The 24,837-nt window shown below is 69.5% G+C and carries 22 protein-coding genes; 14 read left to right on the plus strand and 8 right to left on the minus strand.

Going from position 1 to position 24,837, the window contains the following annotated elements; translation table 11 throughout:
• The first annotated feature begins 207 nt into the window (after positions 1–207).
• From BLV57_RS35855 to BLV57_RS35910, 12 genes are all read left to right on the plus strand, one after another.
• Positions 208–1,305 carry a vWA domain-containing protein gene (locus tag BLV57_RS35855; protein WP_091297206.1) on the plus strand — a complete coding sequence of 366 codons (1,098 nt, stop codon included), beginning with the start codon at positions 208–210 and terminating at the stop codon, positions 1,303–1,305.
• Complete coding sequence (locus BLV57_RS35860; RefSeq protein WP_091297207.1) at positions 1,298–2,410, plus strand: XdhC family protein; 1,113 nt, start codon at positions 1,298–1,300, stop codon at positions 2,408–2,410. Before BLV57_RS35855 ends, BLV57_RS35860 begins: the two co-directional genes overlap by 8 nt.
• A 108-nt stretch (positions 2,411–2,518) precedes the next feature.
• Positions 2,519–3,151: a TNT domain-containing protein gene (locus BLV57_RS35865; protein WP_091297210.1), complete on the plus strand. Its 633-nt coding sequence runs from the start codon at positions 2,519–2,521 to the stop codon at positions 3,149–3,151.
• A gap of 183 nt (positions 3,152–3,334) precedes the next feature.
• Entirely contained in the window at positions 3,335–3,868 is a 534-nt protein-coding gene (locus tag BLV57_RS35870) for a (2Fe-2S)-binding protein (protein ID WP_091297212.1), read from the plus strand.
• On the plus strand, positions 3,868–6,306 hold the full coding sequence (locus tag BLV57_RS35875; RefSeq protein WP_091297215.1) for a xanthine dehydrogenase family protein molybdopterin-binding subunit: 2,439 nt from the start codon (positions 3,868–3,870) through the stop codon (positions 6,304–6,306). The genes BLV57_RS35870 and BLV57_RS35875 overlap by 1 nt, the downstream gene beginning before the upstream one ends.
• Complete coding sequence (locus tag BLV57_RS35880) at positions 6,303–7,157, plus strand: FAD binding domain-containing protein (RefSeq protein WP_091297217.1); 855 nt, start codon at positions 6,303–6,305, stop codon at positions 7,155–7,157. The genes BLV57_RS35875 and BLV57_RS35880 overlap by 4 nt, the downstream gene beginning before the upstream one ends.
• 19 nt (positions 7,158–7,176) lie before the next feature.
• Entirely contained in the window at positions 7,177–7,806 is a 630-nt protein-coding gene (locus BLV57_RS35885) for an SRPBCC family protein (protein WP_091297220.1), read from the plus strand.
• Positions 7,807–7,857: 51 nt separating this feature from the next.
• Positions 7,858–8,916: an NAD(P)-binding domain-containing protein gene (locus BLV57_RS35890; protein ID WP_091297224.1), complete on the plus strand. Its 1,059-nt coding sequence runs from the start codon at positions 7,858–7,860 to the stop codon at positions 8,914–8,916.
• A gap of 122 nt (positions 8,917–9,038) precedes the next feature.
• Positions 9,039–9,941, plus strand: a complete 903-nt coding sequence (locus tag BLV57_RS35895; RefSeq protein ID WP_176968956.1) for an SMP-30/gluconolactonase/LRE family protein — start codon at positions 9,039–9,041, stop codon at positions 9,939–9,941.
• Positions 9,942–10,212: 271 nt separating this feature from the next.
• Positions 10,213–11,751: a discoidin domain-containing protein gene (locus BLV57_RS35900; RefSeq protein ID WP_091297229.1), complete on the plus strand. Its 1,539-nt coding sequence runs from the start codon at positions 10,213–10,215 to the stop codon at positions 11,749–11,751.
• A gap of 2 nt (positions 11,752–11,753) precedes the next feature.
• A complete protein-coding gene (locus BLV57_RS35905; protein ID WP_091297231.1) occupies positions 11,754–12,968 on the plus strand; it encodes an MFS transporter in 1,215 nt (404 codons plus the stop codon).
• A complete protein-coding gene (locus tag BLV57_RS35910; protein WP_091297233.1) occupies positions 12,965–13,927 on the plus strand; it encodes a TolB-like translocation protein in 963 nt (320 codons plus the stop codon). Before BLV57_RS35905 ends, BLV57_RS35910 begins: the two co-directional genes overlap by 4 nt.
• Before the next feature lie 49 nt (positions 13,928–13,976).
• Here the strand turns inward: BLV57_RS35910 and iolD are convergent, their stop codons facing one another.
• The 8 genes from iolD to BLV57_RS35950 are packed head-to-tail and all read right to left on the minus strand — an operon-like array spanning position 13,977 to position 22,228.
• Complete coding sequence (gene iolD, locus BLV57_RS35915; protein WP_176968957.1) at positions 13,977–15,809, minus strand: 3D-(3,5/4)-trihydroxycyclohexane-1,2-dione acylhydrolase (decyclizing); 1,833 nt, start codon at positions 15,807–15,809, stop codon at positions 13,977–13,979.
• Positions 15,806–16,696, minus strand: a complete 891-nt coding sequence (gene iolB, locus BLV57_RS35920) for a 5-deoxy-glucuronate isomerase (RefSeq protein WP_091297235.1) — start codon at positions 16,694–16,696, stop codon at positions 15,806–15,808. Before iolB ends, iolD begins: the two co-directional genes overlap by 4 nt.
• Positions 16,693–17,580, minus strand: a complete 888-nt coding sequence (locus BLV57_RS35925) for a Cgl0159 family (beta/alpha)8-fold protein (protein WP_176968970.1) — start codon at positions 17,578–17,580, stop codon at positions 16,693–16,695. Before BLV57_RS35925 ends, iolB begins: the two co-directional genes overlap by 4 nt.
• Positions 17,581–17,582: 2 nt before the next feature.
• Positions 17,583–18,521 (minus strand): 5-dehydro-2-deoxygluconokinase, encoded by a 939-nt coding sequence (gene iolC / locus BLV57_RS35930; protein WP_091297239.1) that lies wholly within the window; start codon positions 18,519–18,521, stop codon positions 17,583–17,585.
• Entirely contained in the window at positions 18,518–19,297 is a 780-nt protein-coding gene (locus tag BLV57_RS35935) for an ATP-binding cassette domain-containing protein (RefSeq protein ID WP_091297242.1), read from the minus strand. Before BLV57_RS35935 ends, iolC begins: the two co-directional genes overlap by 4 nt.
• Complete coding sequence (locus BLV57_RS35940) at positions 19,294–20,337, minus strand: ABC transporter permease (RefSeq protein ID WP_091297245.1); 1,044 nt, start codon at positions 20,335–20,337, stop codon at positions 19,294–19,296. Before BLV57_RS35940 ends, BLV57_RS35935 begins: the two co-directional genes overlap by 4 nt.
• Complete coding sequence (locus tag BLV57_RS35945; protein ID WP_245757653.1) at positions 20,337–21,335, minus strand: sugar ABC transporter substrate-binding protein; 999 nt, start codon at positions 21,333–21,335, stop codon at positions 20,337–20,339. Before BLV57_RS35945 ends, BLV57_RS35940 begins: the two co-directional genes overlap by 1 nt.
• A gap of 8 nt (positions 21,336–21,343) precedes the next feature.
• On the minus strand, positions 21,344–22,228 hold the full coding sequence (locus BLV57_RS35950) for a TIM barrel protein (protein WP_091297247.1): 885 nt from the start codon (positions 22,226–22,228) through the stop codon (positions 21,344–21,346).
• Between the two features lie 117 nt (positions 22,229–22,345).
• Here BLV57_RS35950 and BLV57_RS35955 point away from each other — a divergent pair, with 117 nt between their 5' ends.
• Together BLV57_RS35955 and BLV57_RS35960 are read left to right on the plus strand one after the other, a co-directional pair.
• Complete coding sequence (locus BLV57_RS35955) at positions 22,346–23,344, plus strand: LacI family DNA-binding transcriptional regulator (RefSeq protein WP_425426071.1); 999 nt, start codon at positions 22,346–22,348, stop codon at positions 23,342–23,344.
• The gene (locus tag BLV57_RS35960; protein ID WP_091297250.1) at positions 23,341–24,834 is read left to right on the plus strand and encodes a CoA-acylating methylmalonate-semialdehyde dehydrogenase; all 1,494 of its coding nucleotides are present in this window, start codon (positions 23,341–23,343) and stop codon (positions 24,832–24,834) included. The genes BLV57_RS35955 and BLV57_RS35960 overlap by 4 nt, the downstream gene beginning before the upstream one ends.
• The last annotated feature ends 3 nt before the right edge of the window (positions 24,835–24,837 follow it).

Consider the following 24,837-nt stretch of genomic DNA (forward strand, 5'->3'; position numbering starts at 1 on the left):
GCTACACAGCGGACTGCGTCACGGTCCCGAAGCGTGATCGTCCACGCCCCGGTTTCGTTGTTCACTTCAGCTTTCCCCGATCTCTTCGCGCCCGGCCTACTCGCTACCAGGCCATGGTCGCTGCGAAGAGCGCGGTCTGGCGCCCGGCCTGGGGAGGATCGGCCGCCAGACCGCACTTCTACCTCCCGATGAGCGCACAATGGACCCATGGATCCGCTCCCGGGTTTCGTCGGTTTCACGACCGCGCTGCGTGAAGCCGGGCTGCCCTGCGACGCGCATCGCGTGCAGGCGTACCTCGACGCCGTCGAACGGCTCGACCTCGCCGAGCCTGCCCAGCTGTACTGGGCGGGCAGGCTGACCCTCTGCGCGGATCCCGACGACCTGCCCCGCTACGAAGACGCTTTCGCGCGGTGGTTCGGCGACGAGCCGCCGCGTCGCGTGTCCAAACCCGTCACCCGCGAGCGCAAGTCGAAAATGGCCACGCTCACCGGGGGACGGCAGAACGGCGAGTCTTCGCAAGCGCCCGAGCAGCTCAACGCGGCCGCGAGCGACACCGAGATCCTGCGGCATCGCGATCTCGGCGAACTTTCGATCGCCGAGCGCGAACATCTCCGCGAACTTTTCGCCGTACTCCGCCCAGCGCCGCCGAAAAGATCATCACTGCGCCGGCGGCCGTCGAAGCGAGGCCGTCTCGACCCGGCCAGGACGCTGCGCGGGATGCTTGCCGGCGGCGGCGAACTCACCCAGCTCGCGTACCGCGATCGCGCGCGACGTCCCCGGCGCGTCGTCCTGCTCATCGACGTCTCGGGTTCGATGAGCCCGTACGCCGACGCGCTGCTCCGGTTCGCGCATGTCGTGGTCAGGAGCGCGCCGTCCAGCACGGAGGCCTTCACCCTCGGCACCCGGCTGACCAGGGTGTCCCGCCAGCTGCGGCAACGCGATCCGGAGCGCGCCATGCTCGCGGCCGGGGAGGCCGTGCCGGATTTCGCGGGCGGGACTCGGCTTGGCGAGACGCTCAGAGTCTTCCTCGACCGGTGGGGACAACGGGGTTTGGCCAGGCAGGCGGTGGTAGTGGTGTTCTCCGACGGGTGGGAGCGGGGCGACCCGGGCCTGCTCGCCGAGCAGCTCGCACGGGCGCGCAGGCTCGCGCACGCCGTACTCTGGGTTAATCCCCATGCGGGGCGGGACGGTTACGCGCCGGTGCAGTCCGGGATCGCCGCCGCGCTGCCGCATCTGGACGCGCTGCTCGCCGGGCACAGCCTGGCGACCCTGGAACGACTGCTCGTGGAGATCCGCAATGCGTGATGTGTTGGACGAGTTGCACCGCCGCTGGTCGGCAGGCGAGACCGTGGGCGTCGGCACCGTGGTGGCGACCTTCTCGTCGGCGCCGAGGGAACCCGGCGCGGCGATGCTGGTCGGGCCGGACGGCGAGGTCACCGGAAGTGTCTCCGGCGGCTGCGTCGAGGGCGCCGTCTACGAGCTGGCACAGCAGGTGGTCGAGGACCGCGCGCCCGTGCTGCAGCGCTACGGCGTCACCGACGACGACGCGTTCGCCGTCGGGCTGACCTGCGGCGGGATCATCGACATCTACGTCGAGCAGGTCGACCGGGAATCACTGCCGGAGCTGGGCGAGGTCGTCGCCTCCGTGCGCGACGGCGAGCCGGTCGCGATCGTGACCGTGATCGAGCACGAGCTGACCGGGCTCGTCGGCCGTCACCTGATCGTCTGGCCGGACCGGGTCACCGGCACGCTGGGCTCCTCCCGGATGAACGACGCCGTCGCCGACGACGCGCGCGGGTTGCTCGCCACCGGGCGCACCGACGTCCTGCACTACGGCCCGGACGGCCAGCGCCGCGGCGAGGGCATGACGGTGTTCGTGAACTCGTTCGAGCCGCCGCCGCGCCTGCTCGTCTTCGGCGCGATCGACTTCGCGGCCGCGATGGCCAAGATGGGCGCCTACCTGGGCTACGAGGTCACCGTCTGCGACGCGCGGCCGGTGTTCGCCACCGCCAGCCGGTTCCCCGACGCGCACGAGGTCGTCGTCGACTGGCCGCACCGCTACCTCAAGGCGCAGGCCGACGCGGGCAAGATCGACCGCCGCACCGCGATCGCCGTGCTCACCCACGACCCGAAGTTCGACGTGCCGCTGCTGGAGGTCGCGCTGCGCCTCGACGTCGGCTACGTCGGCGCGATGGGCTCACGCAAGACGCACGACGACCGGTTCTCCCGCCTGCGCGACGCCGGGCTGACCGAGCACGAGCTGGAAAAACTCTCCTCGCCAATCGGGCTCGACCTCGGCGCACGCACCCCCGAGGAGACGGCCGTGTCCATCGCGGCGGAGATCATCGCGCTGCGCTGGGGCGGAGGGGGCAAGCGGCTCGCCGAACTGAGCGGCCGCATCCACGGCTGAGCCCCGGGATAAAGCGGGCTTTACTCCGCGGAGTAAAGCCCGCTTTATCCCGGTGGGTAACCCGTTCAGACTCTCGACACCGCAAGGGTTTCGCGGTGAGGTCGGGTAATGCCCTTCAGACGCACAGCAACGGTTTTCGCGGCTCTCGCACTGCTGCTCGCCCCGACCACCGCGTACGCGCAGGAGACCGGCAGGCTCACCGAATGCTCGGACACCTTCTACCACGGTGACAAGCGCCTCGGCCCGGAAAAACTGCCCGTGGCGGGTGAGGTCGGCCGCGAGCTGCGTGGATACCAGCGGACGGGGTACCTGACCGAGCAAAGATTCCTCGAAGCCTTCTACGATTCCACGGCTTCGTCCTGGCGTTATCCGCCCAAGGACGGCTATGTGCTTTACCCCGACGGCACGCCGATCCAATTCACCATCACGCTCAACCCCGGCTTGGCCATTGATCGTTTCGGCAGCGAATACGGCTCTTTCCTGGCACCGAAGGGCGCGCCGTATTCGTCGAGGTCGATCCCGCCGCAAAGCCTGACCAGTGTTCCGGCCGCTTCGTGCAACTACCACGTGTACAAGGTGATCAAGGAGTTCAAGGTCCATTCGGGCCCGATCGCGCCGTGGTTCGCACAACCGGGTGGTGGCACGCAATATCAACTCGACGCCGCACTGGTGCCGGGCGCACCGACCCCGATCAATGTCGGATGGTTGATCACCAACGGATTTCTCAACCGGGTGAAGTAAATTTTGCCGCTCCGCTGAATGGAGTACAGCGGAATTCCGCAAATCCGGAATGGAATAGCTCTCTGGCCCGCAGGTGCGGATCGACCGAGGCACTCGCGGAGGCTGGGGGTTGTACCGCGGAACGGGAAGTAGCACGCTCGAAAGTGAGTCCGATCACACCTGCTCCCACCACTGGAGACCGCAATGCGCATCACCGTCACCGTGGACGGAACCAAGTACAGCGACGAGGTCGAACCGCGCACGCTACTCGTGCACCATCTGCGTGAACGGCTCGGCAAGGTAGGCACCGTGGTGGGCTGCGACACCAGCAACTGCGGCGCCTGCACCGTCCACCTGGACGGGCACAGCGTCAAATCCTGCTCGGTGCTCGCGGTCCAGGCCGACGGCTGTGAGATCACCACCATCGAGGGCCTCGCCCGTGACGGCAAACTGCATCCGGTGCAGCAGGCGTTCCACGACAATCACGCGTTGCAGTGCGGTTTCTGCACGCCGGGCATGATCATGCAGTCGATCGATTTGCTGGCCGACAACCCCGATCCGGACGAAAAGGCCGTCAGGGAAGGCTTGGAAGGCAACCTCTGCCGCTGCACGGGCTACCAGAACATCGTGCGCGCGGTCCGCGACGCCGCGCATCACATGCGCCCCGGCGCCGGGCCGGAGGCCGAGCGGATGTCCTCGCAGGAAAGCGCCTCGCACGTGGGCATCGGGGGCGAATGATGACCGCCACCGTCGAGCCGGAGGTAGGAAAGTCCCGGCGCCGCAAGGAAGACGAGCGGCTCATCACCGGCAGGACCCGGTGGACGGACAACATGACGTTGCCCGGCATGCTGCACCTCGCCGTGCTGCGCAGCCCGTACGCGCACGCCAAGATCGTCAGCATCGACACCTCCGCGGCGAAACAGGCCGCCGGTGTCGTAGCCGTCTACACGGCCACCGATCTGGACCCCGCGAGCGAGGTCGGCATGCCGTGCGCGTGGCCGATCACGCCGGACATGAAGTCGCCGCGCCGCCCGATGCTCGCCGCCACCCAGGTGAACTTCGCCGGCGAAGGCGTCGCGGTCGTCGCCGCGCGCACCGCGGCCGAGGCCCATGACGCGCTCGAGTACATCGACGTCGAGTACGAGGAACTGCCCGTCGTGCTCGGCCTGGAGACCGCGCTCGCCGAGGACGCGACGCTGGTGCACGAGGAACTCGGCACCAACACCAGCGCGGTGTGGGTGTTCGACTCCGGCGAGGCGGGCACCGGCGCGAGTTTCGCCGAGACCGCGGGCGACGCCGAAGTCACGGTGACCCGGCGCTTCCGCCAGCAGCGGCTGGTGCCCGCGTTCATGGAGCCGCGCGCCTGCGTGGTCGACCCGACCGGCACGCAGATCACCATGTGGTCGGCGACGCAGATCCCGCACATCCTCAAGACCATGGCCGCGCTGACCCTCGGCATCCCCGAGCACAAGCTCCGGGTGATCGCCCCCGACGTCGGCGGCGGGTTCGGCGGCAAGATCGCCGTCCTGCCCGAGGAGACGATGGCGCTGGTCGTCGCGCAGAAGCTCGGCAAACCGGTGAAGTGGAACGAAACGCGCTCGGAGAGCCTGCTCACCGCGCACCACGGCCGCGACCAGATCCAGGACATCACCATCACCGCCAAGCGCGACGGCACGGTGCTCGGGCTGAAGGCCGACCTCAAGGCCGACATGGGCGCCTACCTCGGCCTCGTCGGGCCGGGGGTGCCGATCCTCGGCGCGTTCATGTTCAACGCGATCTACAAGTTCCCGGCGTATCACTTCGCCTGCACCAACGTGTTCACCAACACCACGCTCACCGACGCCTACCGCGGCGCCGGCCGCCCGGAGGCGACGTTCGCCGTCGAGCGGATCATGGACGAGCTGGCTGCCGAACTCGGCATGGACCCGCTGGAACTGCGCGAGAAGAACTGGATCAAGCACGAGGAGTTCCCGTTCACCACGGTGTGCGGGCTGACCTACGACTCCGGCAACTACGAGGCCGCGACCGAGAAGGCCAAGCAGCTCTTCGACTACGACGGCCTGCGCCGCGAGCAGGCGGAGCGGCGCGCGAGCGGCGACCCGATCCAGCTCGGCATCGGGATCTCGACGTTCACCGAGATGTGCGGCCTCGCCCCGTCCCGCGTGCTCGGCTCGCTGGACTACGGCGCGGGCGGCTGGGAGCACGCGGCGATCCGGATACTGCCGACCGGCAAGGTCGAGGTCGTCACCGGCGCCTCCGCGCACGGCCAGGGGCACGAGACGGCGTGGAGCCAGATCGTCGCCGACCAGCTGGGCGTGCCGTTCGAGGACGTCGAGATCCTGCACGGCGACACGCAGTCCTCGCACAAGGGCATGGACACCTACGGCTCGCGCTCGCTGGTCGTCGGCGGGATCGCCGTGATCAAGGCCGCCGAGAAGGTGATCGCCAAGGCGAAGACGGTCGCCGCGCACCTGATGGAGTGCGCGGAGGACGACCTGGAATTCAGCGGCGGCAGCTTCGGGGTCAAGGGCACCGACAAGGCGACGTCCATTCAGGACATCGCGTTCGCGGTGTTCAGCTCGCACAACCTGCCCGACGGCTTCGAGCCCAGTTTGGACTCCGAGGCCACCTTCGACCCGGAGAACTTCTCGTTCCCGCACGGCACGCACCTCTGCGCGGCCGAAGTGGACACCGAGACGGGCCGGATCACCTTGCGCAGCTACGTCTGCGTCGACGACGTCGGCGTGGCCGTCAACCCGCTGATCGTCGAGGGCCAGGTGCACGGCGGGCTCGCGCAGGGCATCGCGCAGGCCCTGTTCGAGGAGGCGGTGTTCGACGAGAGCGGCACGCTGACCACGGGCACGTTCGCGGACTACCTGCTGCCGTCCGCGGCCGATCTGCCCTCGTTCACCACCGACCGCACGGAGACCCCGTCGACCACGAACCCCTTGGGCGCCAAGGGAGTCGGCGAGGCGGGCACGATCGCGTCCACACCCGCCGTGGTCAACGCGGTCGTCGACGCGGTACGCCACCTCGGTGTCACCGACATCGAGATGCCGATGACACCGATGCGCGTGTGGCACGCCATCCAGCACGGGACGAAGGACGCCGGTGACATCGGCTCCGAAGCCGGTGGCGGGCTCGGCTCGATCGACGCATCCGGAGGTGCGAAGTGATCCCCGCGAGTTTCGACTACGTCGCACCCTCCACAGTGGACGAAGCGGTCCGCGCGCTCACCGAGGCGGGCGAGGACGCCAAGGTGATCGCTGGCGGGCAGAGCCTGCTGCCCGTGCTCCGCATGCGGCTCGCCACGCCGACCGTGCTGGTCGACCTCGGCAAGATCGCCGACCTGCGCGGCGTCCGAGAGGACGGCGACGCGCTCGTCATCGGCGCCATGACCACGCACTACGACGTGCAACGCGATCACCTGATCGCCGAGCACGCCGCGCTGCTGGCCCGCGCCACCGACACCGTGGCCGATCCGCAGGTCCGCCACCGCGGCACCTTCGGCGGCTCGCTCGCGCACGCCGACCCGGCTGGCGACCTGCCGGCGCCGGTGCTCGCACTGGACTGTGAGCTGGTCATCGCCGGTCCGGACGGGCGCCGGAGCGTGCCGGCCGCGGAGTTCTTCCAGGACTTGTTCACCACCGCGCTTGCGGAGAACGAGATACTGGTCGAGGTGCGGGTGCCGAAGCACACCGGGTGGTACGCGCACTACGAGAAGTTCAACCGCGTCGCGCAGGCCTGGTCGATGGTCGCCGTCGCGGCCGCGGTGCGCACCGACGGGGCCACGATCACCGAGGCCAGTGTCGCGCTGACGAACATGGGTTCGACGCCGGTGCGCGCCACCGGGGTCGAACAGGCCCTGGTGGGGCAGCCCGCCACGGCCGAAGCGATCACGGCGGCCGCCGCGCACGCGGCCGAGGGCACCAGCCCGCCCGTCGACGGCAACGCCGACGCCGAATACCGGCAGCAGCTCGCTCGCGTCCTCACCGGCCGGGCACTGGCCTCGGCGATCGGCACGTAAGCAGAAGGGAGGTCGGCCCGTGCGGCTCGACCACGAATTCACCGTCCCCGCAGGCATCGAGGATGTCTGGAAGGCCGTGATCGACCCCGAGTACGTGGCGCCCTGCATGCCTGGCGCCACGGTCACCAAGGTCGAGGGCGACACGTTCAGCGGCACGGTGAAGGTCAAGCTCGGGCCGATCTCCCTGCTCTACAAGGGCGCCGGCGAATTCCTCGAGAAGGACGCGGCCGCGAAGAAGGTCGTCATCAAGGCATCGGGCAAGGACGCGCGCGGCGCGGGCACGGCGTCGGCCACGGTCACCCTCACGCTCACCGAGCGCGACGGCGGCACCCACGGCGCGGTCGCGACCGAGCTTTCCGTCACCGGCAAGCCCGCGCAGTTCGGGCGCGGCCTGATCAGCGAGGTCGGCGGCAAGATACTGGACCAGTTCGCCGTGAAGCTGGCCGAGAAGCTGGGCACGCCGGAAGCCGAGGAGGAGCCCGAGCCCGAACGCCCGCAGCTGCGCAGCGTGCCGCCGATTCCCGAGACCGAGGCGATCGACCTCGTCGAGCTGGCGGGCGACTCGATGGCCAAACGGGCGCGTCCGCTGCTCGCCGCGGCCGCGGCGCTCGTGGCCTTCCTGCTGATCAGGAAGCTGCTTCGCCGCTAGCGTGTGACCAAAACCGCGAAATATCCGGTGGGCGCTCCCGTTGAACCCGATATGAGCGCGGACCACGAGACCGACGTAGTCGTGATCGGAGCCGGACAGGCGGGGCTTTCGGCCGCCTATCACCTGCGCCGGACCGGGTTCCGGAACGGCAGCGGTTTCGTCGTGCTCGACCACGGCAAACGCGCGGGCGGCGCGTGGCAGTACCGCTGGCCCTCGCTCGTGCTCGGCAAGGTGCACGGGCTCTACGACCTGCCGGGGATGGCGCTGGGCACGCCGGATCAGAGCAGGCCCGCGTCCGAAGTCGTTTCGGAGTACTTCGACCGCTTCGAGCACACCTACGACCTGCCGGTGCAACGGCCGGTCGACGTGCTCTCGGTGAGCCGCGCGGACGACCGGCTCGTGGTCACCAGTGCCGCCGAGTCCTGGTCGGCGCGCGCGGTGATCAGCGCGACCGGCACCTGGGACCGCCCGTTCTGGCCGCACTATCCGGGGCAGGAGACCTTCGCCGGGCGGCAGCTGCACACCGCCGACTACACCGGCGTGGGGGAGTTCCGCGGCAAGCGCGTGGTGGTCGTCGGCGGCGGGACCTCGGCGATCCAGCTGCTGATGGAGATCGCGACCGTCGCCCGCGGCACGACCTGGGTGACCCGGCGGCCGCCGGTCTTCCGGTCCACCCCGTTCTCCGAGGACTGGGGCCGCGAGGCCGTCGCGAAGGTGGAACGCGCGGTGCGCGCGGGCAAGCCGCCCGCCAGCGTGGTCAGCGTGACCGACTTGGCGCTCACCCCCGAGGTCCGCCAGGCGCAGGCCGACGGCATCCTCGATCGCAAGCCGATGTTCGAGCGGATCACCCCGCGCGGCATCGTCTGGCCGGACGGCACCGAGCAGGCGGCCGACATCATCCTGTGGGCGACCGGGTTCCGCGCCGCGATCGACCACCTCGCGCCGCTGCGGATCCGCGAACCGGGTGGCGGGATCAAGATGGACGGCACCCGCGTCGTCGCCGAGCCCCGGCTGCATTTGGTCGGCTACGGGCCTTCGGCGAGCACGGTCGGCGCGAATCGCGCGGGCCGTTCAGCGGTGCGCGAAATCAATGAGCTTCTCGGTCATTGACACATTTTATGGGCTGAAACGCCGAACTTCGCCTTTCCTTCTGGCGGGCCGGATATCCGGCGTGCGAACCTGCTGCCATGCCCGCACATCCCTGGTTTTCTCGTGCCGTCCTGCTCGCCTCCGTGGCGGCGCTGACGGTCACCACTCCGGCCGTCGCCGCGCCGTCCGAGGTCACCTTCACCGTCGGGACCCGGCCCGAGAGCGTCACGAAAGGCTTTGACGGCAAGGTTTTCGTGACCATCCAGGGCGCGCCCGAGCTAGGCAAGAACGACGGCGAGGTGCGCACGCTCGATCCGAAGACCGGAGCCGTCGCGCCCTTCGCCACCGGACTCGACAATCCGCGCGGTATCGCGTTCACCGGGAAGTATCTTGTCGTCGCCGATACCACGACCGTGTGGACGATCGACAAAAACGGCGTGAAAAAGGTGCTCGCCACTCCCGCGTCTTTCCCGAAGGCCATCGAGTTCCTCAATGATGTGTCCGCGGAGGCGGGCGGCGGCGCGGTGTACGTCAGTGAAATGGGCGGCCGCGGTTTCATGCGCGATCCGAACGGCTACCTCTGGCCGGTCGACAGCCCGGAGGGCGCGGCCATCCCGTCGTTCGCGCGGATCTACCGGATCCCGTTGGAAGGCAAGATCACCGAGGTGGTCAAGCCCTCTCGCAAGACGCTCGTCCTGAACGGGGTCACGGCGAGCCGGAAGCCGGGACGGCTGCTCATGGTCGACATGTTCTATGGCAACGTTGTCGAAAGCGATCTTGAAAACGACCGCAAAAAGATCATCGCCACCGGATTCCGCGGCGCGGACGGTGTCGCGCAGGCCCGCGACGGCTCGATTTATGTGTCGAGCTTCGACAACGGCATGGTCTGGAAGATGGATCGCGACGGCGAGAACGTCCAAGTGCTGCTGTCGGGCGTAGGCCGTAGCACGACCGCCGATTTCCTGCTCGATGAGCGAGCAAACTCTTTGCTGGTACCGGATACGTTGCACGGGACGGTGCACGTCGTGCCCGCGTCGCTGACATAGATCGGCGCAAGTGAAGCCCCCTCTGTTGCGTGCCGCGCAGCGGAGGGGGCTTTCGCATAACTACTGGGTTACGACATCCAGGGGATGGTCTTGCTAGGCCAAAAAGGGACGGGCTACAGTCGCGGGACTTGTTAGTTAAGAAACTTTCTTTACTGTTTACCTGTTGTACACCGTACTTCTCTCCCTGCCAGCCGTCCGGCCAAGAGGAGCTCCCGAAGTGACCATCAAAAGAGCCTTAGCCGTGCTCATACCAGCGGCAGTGCTACTGCCCATGACCATGACAGCGACCTCGGCCGCCGCCGACATCCTGCTGTCCCAAGGCAAGATCACCGCCACCTCCAGCCAGGAAAGTTCCTCGTACGCGGGGAAATACGCCGTGGATGGCAGCACCAGCACCCGCTGGGCCAGCGCGGAAGGCTCCGACCCGCAGTGGATCAGGGTCGACCTCGGCCAGTCCGCCACCGTGCACCGGGTGAAGCTGAACTGGGAAGTCGCCTACGCCAAGAAGTACCGCATCGAGCTGTCGGCCGACGGCACCACCTGGACCACAGTGGACCAGAACGACACGGGTGACGGCGGAATCGACGATCGTACTGGGCTGAACGGCCGAGGCCGGTACGTCCGCGTCGTCGGCACCGCCCGCGGCACGAGCTATGGCTACTCCCTCTGGGAGCTCCAGGTGTACGGCGTCACCGACACCACCGGTGACACGCAGCCGCCGAGCACGCCGACCGGGCTGAAGGCGGACACGGTCGCCGCCTCCAGCGTGGCGCTGAGCTGGACGGCCTCCACCGACAACGTGGCCGTCGACGGCTACGACATCCTGCGCGGCGGCACGGTGATCGGCAGCTCGGCCACCCCGTCGTACACCGACACCACGGTCGCCCCGGAGACCGCGTACTCGTACACGGTCCGCGCCCGTGACGGCGCGGGCAACCTCTCGGGAGTCAGCTCCGCGCTCGCGGTGACGACCCCGGCGGGCGGTGGCGGCGGCGGCTTCGTGCTCGCCGCGGCCGGTGACATCGCCGAGCAGTGCACCGCCAGCTCCTCGTCCTGTATCCACCCCAAGACCGCGGCTCTCGTGCAGGGCATGAACCCCGCCGCCGTGATCACCATGGGTGACAACCAGTACGACGACGCGCACTACTCGGACTACACCAGCTACTACGACAAGACCTGGGGCAAGTTCAAGAGCATCACCCACCCCTCGGTCGGCAACCACGACACCTACGACAGCCCCGCGTTCGCCGGGTACGACAAGTACTGGGGCACGCTCGGCAAGCCGGACGGCAAGCGGTACTACAGCTGGAACATGGGCAACTGGCACTTCATCTCGCTGGACTCGAACGACTTCGTCACCGAGAGCCTGAACGCGGCCGCCGACCCGCCCCAGGTGGCCTGGCTCAAGAACGACCTGGCGAACAACACCAAGGGCTGCATCGCCGCGTACTACCACCACCCGCGGTACAGCTCCGGCGACCACGGTGACAACGAAGGCGCGGCGGCGCTGTGGGACGTCCTGGTCAACGCCAAGGTCGACCTGGTGCTCAACGGGCACGACCACCACTACGAGCGGTTCATCCCGCAGGGCATCGACGGTAAGGCGAACGCGGCGGGCCCGGTGCAGATCCTCGGCGGCATGGGCGGCGCCAAGCTGTACCCGCTGCACGCCGCGCACTCCACGACGGCCAAGCTGCTCAGCACGTTCGGTGTGCTCAAGCTGAGCATGACGGACACCACCTTCACCAGCCAGCTGATCGGGCTGGACAACAAGGTGCTCGACAGCAGCCCGACCTACACCTGCCACTGATCATGTACATCACGACTGACCGCCCGGCCACGGACACCCCCGTGGCCGGGCGGGTGGCGGGCAACGTCCTCGCACTCGGCATGGTCAGCCTGGTCACGGACATCTCCTCGGAGATGGTCACCGCCGTGCTCCCGCTGTACCTGGTCGTCGGGCTCGGGCTGAACCCCTTGCAGTTCGGGCTGCTCGACGGCATGTACGCGGGCGTCACCGCGATCGTCCGCCTGCTGGGCGGGCACGCGGCGGACCGCTGGCACCGGCTCAAGGCGGTGGCGGGCTTCGGGTACGGGCTCTCCGCCGTCTGCAAGCTCGGGCTGATGGCGGCCGGGTCCTCGGTCGGCGCGATCGGCGCGGTATTGGCCGCCGATCGCACCGGCAAGGGACTGCGCACGGCCCCGCGTGACGCGCTGATCTCGCTCAGCAGCGAACCGGCGTCGCTCGGCCGCGCGTTCGGCGTGCACCGGGCGATGGACACGGTCGGCGCGTTCCTCGGCCCGCTCGTCGCGATGGGCGTCCTGTGGATCAGCCTCGGCAGTTACACGTCGGTCTTCTTCGCCAGCTTCTGCATCGCGATCATCGGGGTGCTGCTGCTGGGTTTGTTCGTGCGTGACCGTAAACCCGTCGAGAGAGAAAGGGTATCCCTCCGTGAGACACTCGCGGTCCTGCGCCAGGCCTCGGTCCGGCGAGTCTGTGGCTGGGCGGCACTCCTGGGTCTCGTGACCATCGGCGACTCGTTCGTCTACCTGGTGCTCCAGCGGCGCTGGGACGTCGGCTCGGTGTACTTCCCGTTGCTGCCACTGGGAACCGCCGGCGTGTTCCTGCTGCTGGCGATCCCGTTCGGCAGGCTCGCCGACCGGGCAGGGCGGTGGAAGGTGTTCCTCGGCGGGCATGTCGCGCTCGCCGTGGCGCTGATCGTCCTGTGTGGACCGACGGCCTGGTGGCTCGGCGTGCTCGCGCTGGTGCTGCACGGGATGTTCTACGCGGCCACCGACGGGGTCCTGATGGCCGCCGCGGGGCCGCTCCTGCCCGCTAACATCCGGGCTGGCGGGCTCGCGCTCGTCCAGACCGGCCAGGCGATCGCCAGGATGGCGTCCTCGGTCCTGTTCGGCCTGCTGTGGACGATGTGGGACATGCGCGTGGCGCTGCTCGTGGTGGTCGCCGCGCTGGTGGCGGTGGTCGCGGTCGCCGCCGTCGTCAAACCGCTGGAGGTCAGTGCGTGAAGAAGAAGCTGTTCGTGCTGCTCGCCGCGGTGCTCGTGCTGGCCGGGGTGGCCGTCGGCTATGTCGCCTACGCGCGCACGGGCAGTGGCGGCGTCACCGAGAACACGGTGCCCGTCGCCGAGGGCGAGGTGATGCTGGGGCAGGAGAACCTGCTGTTCCGCAACACCGCGGAAGGCCCCGGTTTCGGCAAGGTGGGCGCTGTTCCGGTGACCGCGGCCGGTGGTCCCCGGCAGCTGTCCGGCCTGACCTGCGACCGGTTCGCGTTCTCGAAACGTACCGGGCTGTGCCTCGCCGTCCAGCCCGGTACGCTGCCGCCCGAAACCGACGTCCTGATCGTCGACGAGCACCTGCGCGTCCACCACAAGGAGACGCTGCCGGGAACGCCCAGCCGGGCGCGGGTGTCGCCGGACGGCCGGTTCGCGTACTGGACGCTGTTCGTCAGCGGTGACTCCTACGCGGAGACCGGGTTCTCCACGCGCGCCGGGATCTACGACACGCAGCAAAGCAAGCTGATCAAGTCGATCGAGCAGCTCGCGGTCTTCCTCGACGGCGAACGCTACTACGCGAACGACGTCAACTACTGGGGCATCACGTTCGCGGACGACGGCAACCGGTTCTATGCCACCTTGGGCAGCAAGGGGCATACGTACCTGATCGAGGGCGACTTCAAGAAGTTCCGCGCCAAGGTGCTGCGTGACGGCGTCGAATGCCCGTCGCTCTCGCCGGACGGCACGCGGATCGCCTTCAAGAAACGCTTCGGGGACGGCTGGCGGATAGCCGTGCTCGAACTGTCGACCCTGCGGGAAACCGTGCTCGCGGAAACGCGGTCGGTCGACGACCAGCCCTTGTGGCGGGAGGAGTCGGTCCTCTACGGCTTGGGTGGCGATACCTGGTCGGTGAAAGCCGATGGTTCGGGCGCGCCCCTCCTCCTGGTGCCCCACGCGGTCTCGCCTGGTTAAGGATAAAGCGGGCTTTATCCCGGGAGGAGCACCCGGGATAAAGCCCGCTTTATCCCAAGTACCTCAGCTGTCCCGGCTTGGCCTCGTCGTACGCGGGGCGCCCCGCGAGGTGCTCGGGCACCCCGACTTCCCACCAGGCCCCGGCCTCGGTCCAGGCGTTCGGCTGCGTCGCGACCACCACGACCGCGGGCCGCTTCTCGGCGACGGCGGCCTCGCGTGCCTTCGCGTAGGCGATGCGGACGTCGTCCAGGCTCGAGGCCGTGAAAACCGCGCAGCCCAGCGACTCCGCGTGCGCCGCGAAGTCGACGCGCGGCGGCGTCGCGTGCCCGGAACGGCAGTCGGCGTACAGGTTGTTGAACGGCTTGCCGCCCTGGCCCTCCTGCAGCCGCGCGATCACCGCGTAGCCGTCGTTGTCGCAGACGACCGCGACGAACGGGTGCCCGGCGAACGCCGCCGAGAACAGCTCCGAGTTGAGCATCAGGTACGAGCCGTCGCCCAGCATCGTGGTGACGAGCCCGTCGTGCGCCATGGCCGCGCCCCACGCCCCCGCGAGTTCGTAGCCCATGCACGAGAACCCGTACTCGACGTCCATTGTGGACTCACCGGTCGCGCGCCAGCCGCCGAGCAGCTCACCCGGCATGCCGCCGGACGCGGTCATCACGTAGTCACGGGGCTCGGACAGCTCGTTGACCACGCCCACGACCTGCGCGTACGTCGGCACGCCCGATTCGTACGCGCGCAACCCGTCGATGTGCGCGTCCCACCGGCTGCGTTCGGCCACCGCCCGCGCTGTCCACTCCGGCGCGGCACCCCAGCCCTCCAGCAGCTCGGTCAGCTCCGCCAGCCCGGCGCCGGCGTCACCGACGACGGCCAGCGCGCCGTGCTTCACCGCGTCGAACCGGGCCGCGTTGAGCGTGACGAGCTTGACGTCGGGGGAGAAGACCGTCCACGAGGCCGTGGTGAAGTCCTGCAGCCGCGTCCCGACGGCGAGCACCACGTCCGCTTCGGCGGCGAGCACGTTCGCCGAGGTCGACCCGGTGACGCCGAGCGGACCGGCGAACAGCGGATGATCGTGCCGGACGAGGGTGCGCCCGGCCGTCGTCTCCGTGACCGGAATCCCGTGGCGCTCCGCGAACTCCACCGCGCGCCGCCCGGCGCCGGAATACCGGACACCGCCGCCCAGCACGAGGATCGGCTGCTGTGCGGCACGCAGCGCGGCGGCCGCGGCGGTCAGCGACCGCCGGTCCGGCCTCGGCCGCAGCAGCCGGTGCGTGACCGGCGCGAACAGCGCTTCGGGGAAGTCGTACGTCTCGGCCTGCACGTCCTGCGGCAAGGCGAGCGTGACCGGGCCTGCGTCGGCCGGGTCGGTGAGCACGCGCGCGACCTGCGGCAGCGTCGAGAGCAGCTGCTCGGGCTTGGTGATCCGGTCGAAGTAGCGGCTGACCGCGCGGAACGCGTCGTTGACCGTCGCCGTCGCGTCACCGAAGTGCTCGACCTGCTGCAGCACCGGATCCGGCGCGCGGCTGGCGAACGTGTCGCCCGGCAGCAGGAGCACCGGCAGCCGGTTGGCGTGCGCGACGCCGGCCGCGGTCACCATGTTCAGCGCGCCGGGCCCGATCGACGAGGTCACGACCCCGACCTGACGCCGGTGCGTCGCCTTCGCGTAGCCGACGGCGGCCAGCGCCATGCCCTGCTCGGTGTGCCCGCGCCAGACCGGGATCTCGTCGCGGTGCTCCTCCAGCGCGGTGCCGAGGCCGAGCACGTTGCCGTGCCCGAAGATCGCGAACACGCCGGGGAACAGCGGGACCTCGCGGCCGTCGAGCGTTTCCGAGCGCTGCGCCAGCAGCCAGCGGACAAGCGCCTGCGCGGTGGTCAGCTTCATGAGACCCGTCCTTCGTGGCTCGTCACCGGGCAGCGCGGGTCGAGTTCCTGGTCCTGCCAGCTTGCGCGGATCCAGCTGTGCGCCGGGTCGTCGCAGAACGCCATCGACCGCTCGGCGGCGGGCCCGGCGAGCACGTTCAAGTAGTACAGCGGATAACCGGGCGCGGCCACGCAAGGACCGTGATAACCGCGCGGGATAAGGAAAACATCGCCGTCGCGCACCGCGACGTCCTCGTCGAACTCACCGTCGGAGGTATACGTCCGGTGCAGGCCGAAGCCCTCGCGCGACGGTGTGACGCCGTCGCGCCCGGCGACGCGGAAGTAGTAGATCTCCTCGTTGATCACTTCGCACTCGGTGGCCTCGTCGTGCTTGTGCGGTGGGTACGAGGACCAGTTGCCGCCCGGCGTGATCAGCTCGCACGCGTTGAGCTTGTCCGCGTGGTCCCACACACCGGGCGTGCCGAAGTTCGTCACCTGCCTGGTCGCCTGGCCGGCGCCGCGCACCTCGACCGGCACGTTCTCAGCGGGCCCGTATTTGGGCTCCAGCCGGTTGACGCAGCGCGCCATCGGCAGCGCGACCTCGATGCCGTCCGAAGTGGACAGTTCGACCTCGGCTTCGCGCGGCACGTACGCGAAGTCCGTGACCCGGCTGAACACCGACTCGCGACCGGCCAGCTCGAAGGTCTGCCCGTCGACCCTGACCACGCACGAACCGGCCAGAGGCAGCACGAACGCCTCGTACTCGCCGGTGTGCAGCACGCGTGTCTCACCGGCTTCGAGCTTGAGCACTCGCAGGCCGCTGTAGTTCCAGCCCGCCGAGTCCGGGGTCAGCCGGATCGGGTCCTGGCCGTCGCTCAGTGTCCCCAATGGACGGTGCAGCTTGCTCACTTGGCGGCCTCCAGAATCTTCGCGGCGGCCTCGACGGCCGCGCCGACATCCCCATCCGGCGGATACAGCAGGGTCCTGCCCACCACGAGGCCACGCACGGCCTGGTGGCGCAACGCCCGTCCCCAGGACGCCAGATCGGCGGCGGGATCGGCCGACGGGACCCCGCCGAGCACGACCACCGGCAGCGTCGTCGCGTTGAGCACGGCCGAGTCCTCGGGGGCCGGGATCTTCAGCCAGGTGTGCGCGGAGGTCACGCCGATGCCCGAGGCGACCGCGACCGCGCGCGCCAGCGACTCCGCGTCCTTCTGCAGCACCAGTTTCCCGGTGGTGTCACGGTCGTAGGGCAGCGGCTCGACCATCGCCATCAGCTCGTGCGCGGCCAGCTCCGAGACCGCCTGCGCGCAGGCCTGCAGCGTCGGCACGGTGCCGGGGTCCGAGTCGACCAGCCGCAGCAGCATCTTGCCGCCGTCCAGCCGGAAGTCGACCAGCGACTTGGCGTCGTAGCCGGTGAACCGGTCGTCGATCTCCCAGTCCGCGCCCGCGAGCCCGCCGCGGTTCATCGAGCCGATGACGACCTTGTCGTGCAGCGCGTCGAGCAGGAGCAGTTCCTCGACCACGTCCGGGGTGCCGAGCAGCCCGTCGACCGCGGGGTTTTCGAGCGCGACCAGCAGCCGCTCGATCAGCGAGCGCCGGTCGGCCATGGCCATCGGATCGTCGCCGACCCCGAGCGCGCCACGCGCCGGGTGATCGGCCGCGACCAGGAACAGGGTTCCCTTGTCCGACACCAGCTCGCGCCGCCGCCGGTGCGTGTAGGCCCGTTTGATCGCGCCAGGATCGGTGACGCGGGTCCGGAGCAGCTCGTTCCAGCGCTCATCGGTCAGCAGGCTCACAGCAGCTCCTCGATCTCTTCGGCAGCCGGCATCGCGTCGGCGCAGGCCAGCCGCGACGCGACCAGCGCGCCCGCCGCGTTGGCGTACTCGGCGATGCGCACGGGATCCCAGCCGGACAGCAGCCCGTGGATCAGCGCGCCGCCGAACCCGTCACCCGCGCCGAGCCCGCACACGACCTCGACCCGCTGTGGTTTGACGGTCCAGCGGCCCTCGGGCGTCGCGACCAGCACGCCCTCGGCGCCCTTCTTGATCACCGCGAGCTTCAGCCCGCGCTCGAGCATCCGGTCGGCGGCCAGGTCCGGGTCCGCCGTGCCGACCGCGACCTCGGCCTCGGCGCGGTTGCCGACGGCGACCGTGACGTGGTCGAGCATCCAGCCGATCTCCGCGCGCGCCGTCTCGACGTCCGGCCAGAACATCGGCCGGTAGTCCAGGTCCAGCACGGTGTGCTCACGCCGGGCCCGGGTCTCGAGGATCTTGCGCTGGGTGGTGCGTGCCGGTTCGACCGAGACACCGGTGCCGGTGACCCACAGCAGCGGAACCGATTCGACGACCGCCCACGGCACGTCCTCGTCCGTGATCGTGAGGTCCGGCGCGATCGGCGCGCGGTAGAACAGCAGCGGGGGATCGGCGGGCGGGTTCAGCTCGCAGAACACCACGGGCGTCTGCAGGCCGGGGGAGGTGCCCACGTGTTCGGGCGACACCCCGAACCCGGCCAGCGCCTCGCGCACGTACTCCCCGAACCCGTCGGGCCCGACCTTGGTCAGCACCGCCGTCCGCCGCCCGAGCCGCGCGGCGGCGACCGCGACGTTGGTCGCGGTGCCGCCGAGCGACTTGGCGAAAGTGCTGACGCCGGCCAGCGGCACCCCGCTCTGCTCGGGGTAGAGGTCGACGCCGACCCGGCCGATCGTCAGTGCTTCCAGCGCCTCGACGCTCATCCCGTTTCCACCTGCCGCAGTTCGTGTTCGAGCGCTTCGAGCTCCGCGCCACCCGCCATCTGCCGGGTGAGCTCGTTGATGTCGATCTCGGACTTCTCGTACGAACCGAGCGCCGCGCCCCGCTTGAGCAGCAGGAACCGGTCGGCCACCGGATACGCGTGGTGCGGGTTGTGCGTGATCAGCACGACCCCGAGCCCGCGATCGCGGGCCTGCGCCACGTACTTGAGCACGACCCCGGCCTGCTTGACGCCCAGCGCCGCCGTCGGCTCGTCGAGGATCAGCACCTTGGCGCCGAAGTGCACGGCACGCGCGATCGCCACACACTGCCGCTCACCACCGGAGAGCGTGCCGACCGGCTGCTCGACGTCGCGCAGGTCGATGCCCATGTCGGACAACGCCTTCTTGGTCGTCTCGCGCCCGGTCTTGCGGTCCAGCGCGCGGAACGGCCCGAACCCGACCGTCGGCTCGGAGCCCAGGAAGAAGTTCCGCCAGACACTCATCAGCGGGACCACCGCGAGGTCCTGGTACACGGTCGCGATACCGCGGTCGAGCGCCTCGCGCGGGGAGGTGAACCGGACCGGCTCGCCCTCGACCAGGAACTCGCCGCGGTCGTGCTGATGCACCCCGGCGAGGATCTTGATCAGCGTGGACTTGCCCGCGCCGTTGTCGCCGAGCACGCAGGTGACCTCGCCCGCGTTGACCACAGTGGACACATCGCGCAGCGCGATGACGCTGCCGTACGTCTTCCCGATGTCGGTGACCTGGATGAGACTCATCGCCGTACCCTTTCCGCCCGCCGCCGGAAGGTGTTGTTGACCAGCACCGCGGCCAGCAGCATCACGCCGAGGAAGAGCATGAACCAGTCGCTGTCCCAGCGGGCGAACACGATGCCCTGCCTGGCCATGCCGAAGATCAGCGCGCCGATCGCCGCGCCGACCGCGGAGCCGAAGCCGCCGGTCAGCAGGCAGCCGCCGACCACGGCCGCGATGATGTACTGCAGTTCCAGGCCGATGCCCTGGTTCGCCTGGACGCTGGCGAACCGCAGGATGTTGATCGAGCCGACGATCCAGCCCGCGAAGGCCGTGGTCATGAACAGCAGGATCTTGGTGCGCACCACCGGGACGCCGACCGCGCGCGAGCTCTGCAGCGAGCCGCCGACCGCGAAGATCCAGTTGCCGAACTTGGTGCGCACCAGCACCCACGCGGCCACCGCGGCCACGATGATCCACCAGACGATCGAGATCTGGAACTGCGTGCCGCCGATGTCCAAAGTGGACGCGAACAGCGCGCCGGCCGACTCGTAGCCGTCGGTCGCCCGCATGCCGGAGACCTGGACCGTGCCGGTGACCAGCCTGGTGATGCCGAGGTTGAGCCCCTGCAGCGCCAGGAAGGTGCCGAGCGTGACGATGAAGCTCGGCAGCCCGGTCTTCATCACCAGCCAGCCGTTGAACGCCCCGACCGCCAGTGCGAACGCCAGCGAGGCGAGCAGCGCGAGCCAGACGTTCCAGCCAGCCTGCGTCGCCAGCATCGCGGTGACCAGCGAGGTCGATGCCGTCATCACGCCGGCGGAGAGGTCGAACTCGCCGCCGATCATCAGCAGCGCCACCGCGACGCCCATGATGCCGAGCGTCGACGAGTCGTCGAGCCAGGTCGAGACCCCGAGCGGGCTCAGGAACTGGTCGGTGACCACGGAGAAGAACACGAAGACGAGCACGGCGCCGAGCAGCGCGCCGATCTCCGGCCGGACGATCAGCCGATCGGTGAGCCTCGGTTTGGCGATACGTTCATCCGCCCGCGCGGGCGCTGCTACGGCCATTACCGGGTACCTCGCTGGGCGTAGGGCGCGATGGCGTCGACGTTGCTCTTGTCGACGAAGCCCGGCCCGGTCTGGACCGGCTTGCCGCCGCCGATGGTGTTCGCGTTCTCCTTGTAGAGCTTGAGGAACACGATCGGCAGGTAGCCCTGCTCGTACTGCTGCTGGTCGACGGCGAAGAGGATGCTGCCGTCCTTGATCGCGGCGACCACGTCGGCGTTGAGGTCGAACGTGGCGACCTGCGCCTTCGAGTTCGCGCCCTTGGCGGCGGTGACCGCGCCGGCGGCGACCTGGGAGTTCAGCGCGAGCACCGCGTCGATCGACGGGTCCGACTGCAGCGCGGCCTTGAGCCTGGCCTGCGCGTCGGTCGGGTTGTTGATGTCGACCTGCAGCGTTTGGACGTTGCCGAAGGACTGCTTCGCGCCGTCGCAGCGCTGGTTCTGGCCGACGTTGCCCGCCTCGTGGATGACGCAGAGCAGCTTGGTCTTGCCCGCCGCCTTGAGCCGCTGGCCCGCGCCCTGGCCGGCGAGACCCTCGCTCTGGCCGACGTGGGCGATCGCGCCGAACTCGGCGCTGCGGTCCTCGCCGGAGTTGATGGTGATGACCGGGATGCCCGCCTTGACCGCGTTCCCGATCGAGGTCTTGAGCGCCTCGGGGTTCGCCATCGAGATCACGAGCCCGCCGACCTTCTGCGCGACCGCGTTGTCGATCAGCTTCGACTGGGCGCCGGGGTCGCCGTCCGAGTTGTACTCGACCTTCACGCCGAGCTGCTTGCCCGCTGCTTCGGAGCCGTTCTTGACGACGTTCCAGAACGCGTCGCCCGCGCTGCCGTGGGTGATCACGGCGATGCGCAGGTCACCGCTCTGGCCGGGCGCGTCGGCGGCGCCGGTCGCGGCGGGCTTGTCCGCGGTGGGGCCGCTGCACGCGGTGAGGATTAGGCCGGCGGCGAGGCCGAGCATCCATTTCTTCGCTGTCAGGGACTTCGCTGTCAAAGACTTCATTGTCTCTCCTAGAGTCGGTCGGCGATCTCGGTCAGGTGCTGCAGGCTGCGCTCGGTGTCACGGCGTGGACCGTCGACCGGGCTCGCTTCACCGAGGGCGGTGTCCTGTTCGAGGACGTACCAGCCTCCGTATCCCCCCGCGTGGACGAAGCGCACCAGTGCCTCGACGTCCACATCCCCTTCGCCGAGCGGGACATAGATGCCCTGCCCGACAGCTTCGGTGTAGCCGAGACGGCCCGCGCGGACCTCCTCGGCGATCTCGGCACGGACATCCTTGAGGTGGATGTGCCCGATCCGGTCAGGGAACCGCTTGGCCAGCCCGACCGGATCGGTGCCGCCGATGAGCAGGTGCCCGGTGTCCAGGCAGAGCGGCAGCGCCGAGTCGGCGAGGAACCGCTCGACCTCCGGCTCGGTCTCGACGTGCGTGCCGACATGCGGGTGCAGCACCGTCTTGAGTCCGTGCTTCGCGGCGATTTCGCCGATCTTCGCGGAGGTTTCGACGAGCGTGGCCCATTCGGCGTCGCTCAGCCGCGGCCGTTCGTCGTAGCCGTCGAGCCCGGTGGCGGCGGCGAGCACCAGCACCTCCGCTCCGCACGCGGCGAACAGCGCCGCGGAATCCTCGGCCTGGGCCAGCGCGGCGGCCGGGTCGGCATGCAGCACGACGGCGAGGAACCCGCCGACGAGGCTCAGCTTGTAGCCGCCGAGCAGCGCCCGCAACTCGGCGGGGTCGCGCGGCAGGTATCCGGGCGGGCCTAGTTCGGTGGCATTGACGCCCAGCTCGGCCATTTCGCCCAGCACGGTCGGCGCGTCGAGCACCCGGCCCCAGCCCGGTACTTCGCACACCCCCCAGGAAATGGGGGCGGCGGCGATACGGATCTTGGACGACGCTGTCATCGGTGCCTCTCGCGGTCGGCGGTTAGAGCGCTCTATTGATTAGAGCGCTCTAATCTTGTAACGTCGATCACGGCAAGTCAAGGGCGAATCGGGGAGGTGAAGGTGTCGCGACCGACGATGGAGGATGTGGCCGCCCGTGCGGGAGTTTCTCGCGCACTGGTGTCCTTGGTGATGAGGAATTCACCGAAGGTCAGCCCGCAGCGCAGGGAGGCCGTGCTGAAGGCGGCCGAGGAACTCGGCTATTCCCCGCACGCGATGGCCAGGTCGCTGGCCAGCCGCACGTCGACCGTGCTCGGCGTGATGGTCTCCGATCTGCGCAACGCCTTCTTCGCCGACGTGGTCGAGGGGCTGGACGCCGCGGCGCAGGCCGCCGGGTTCGAGCTGATCCTCAACACGGGCGGCCGCAGTCCCGCCCGTGAGCGGTCCGCGTTGCGGAGCCTGCTTTCCTTCCGCCCGGCCGGGGTGATCCTCCTGTCGCCGGTGATGCCCGCGTTCGCCATCGAGGACGCGGTCAAGCAGTGCCCCGTGGTGATGGTGTCGCGCACGACCCGCGCCCCGGAGATCGACACGGTCAACGACGACGGTGAGGCGGGCGCCGCGCTGGCGGTCGATCATCTCGTCGCGCTCGGCCACCGCAGGATCGTGCACCTCGACGGCGGGGGCGCGGCCGGTGCGGCGGCGCGGCGCCGCGGTTTCCGCTCGGCGATGCTCAAGCACGGCCTGCCGCCGCTGATCATCCGCAGTGAGCACACCGACAGCGCCGGTGAAAAGGCCATGCAGCAGATGCTCAACGAGTACATGCTGGCCCAGCGGCCGACGGCGGTGGTGGCGGGCAACGACTTCAACGCCGTCGGCGCCATTTCCCGGCTGGAGGAGGCGGGCCTGCGGGTCCCGGAGGACATCTCCGTGGTCGGCTACGACAACACCTCGCTCGCCGCGCTGCGCCACCTCTCACTGACCACTGTGGACCAGCCGAGGACCGAAATGGGCAGGCTCGCCGTCGAGGCGCTGCTCGAACGTGTGCGTGACGGCCGCGAGGAGCCCGTCCGCCATCTGCTGCATCCGTCGTTGGTGGTCCGGTCGACCACTGCCAGCCCCGTAGGAGAAGCACTGTGACCGAACTCGTCCAGCACTGGATCGACGGCGCCCGCACGTCCGGTGTGTCCGCCCGCCGCAGCGACATCTTCCAGCCCGCGACCGGCGAGGTCGCCCGCCAGGTCGTGCTCGCCGATCAGTCCGATGTGGACGCCGCGGTCGCTTCCGCGGTCAAGGCTTCGCAGGACTGGGCCGAAGGCTCGCTGTCCTCGCGGGTGCGCGTCCTGTTCAAGTTCCGCGAGCTCGTCGACGCGCACCGCGACGAGCTGGCCGCGCTGATCACCGCCGAGCACGGCAAGGTGCTCTCCGACGCCGCGGGCGAGGTGCAGCGCGGGCTCGAGGTCGTCGAGTTCGCCTGCGGCATCCCGCAGCTGCTCAAGGGTGAGCATTCCGAGCAGGTCTCGCGCGGGATCGACGCGTACTCCATCCGCCAGCCGCTCGGCGTGGTCGCGGGGATCACGCCGTTCAACTTCCCGGTCATGGTGCCGATGTGGATGTTCCCGATCGCCATCGCCTGCGGCAACACCTTCGTGCTGAAGCCGTCGGACCGTGACCCGTCCGCTTCACTGCGCCTGGCCGAGCTGTTCTCCGAAGCGGGTCTGCCGCCGGGCGTGCTCAACGTCCTGCAGGGCGACGCGGCCGCGGTCAACGCGCTGCTCGCCCACCCCGACGTCGCGGGTGCTTCGTTCGTCGGCTCCACGCCGATCGCCAAACACGTTTACGCCACCGGAACCGCCGCGGGCAAACGGGTTCAGGCCTTGGGCGGCGCGAAGAACCACATGGTCGTGCTGCCGGACGCGGACATCGCGGGCGCGGCCGACGCCGCCGTCTCGGCGGGCTATGGCAGCGCGGGTGAGCGCTGCATGGCGATCTCGGTGGTCGTCGCCGTCGGGGACTCCGCCGACGAGCTGGTCGAGGCGATCGCCGAGCGCACGCGCGCGCTGAAGACCGGCCCCGGCACGGATCCCGCCTCCCAGATGGGCCCGGTCGTCACCGGCGCAGCTCGCGACCGCATCGTGTCCTATGTGGACGCCGGAGTCGAAGCGGGCGCCCGGTTGGTGGTTGACGGACGCGGGTTCGCGCCGCAGGATCATGAAGAGGGTTTCTGGGTCGGCCCGACCCTGTTCGACGGCGTGACCCCCGAGATGTCGATCTACACCGACGAGATCTTCGGCCCGGTGCTCGCGGTCGTGCGCGCCGACTCCTTCGAAGCCGCGCTGGAACTGGTCAACGCCAACCCGTACGGCAACGGCACGGCCATCTTCACCGCGGACGGCCTGGCCGCCCGCGAGTTCCAGCGCCGGGTCACCGTGGGCATGGTCGGCATCAACGTGCCCATCCCGGTGCCGATGGCGTACTACTCCTTCGGCGGCTGGAAGGACTCCCTCTTCGGGGACACCCACGTCCACGGCGCCGAGGGCGTGCACTTCTACACCAGGGGCAAGGCGGTCACCGCGCGCTGGCCGAGGCAGGCGCACGGCGTCGACCTCGGTTTCCCCACCCACGGCTGAGCT

The organism is Amycolatopsis xylanica (genome assembly GCF_900107045.1).
GTDB classification, from domain to species: domain Bacteria; phylum Actinomycetota; class Actinomycetes; order Mycobacteriales; family Pseudonocardiaceae; genus Amycolatopsis; species Amycolatopsis xylanica.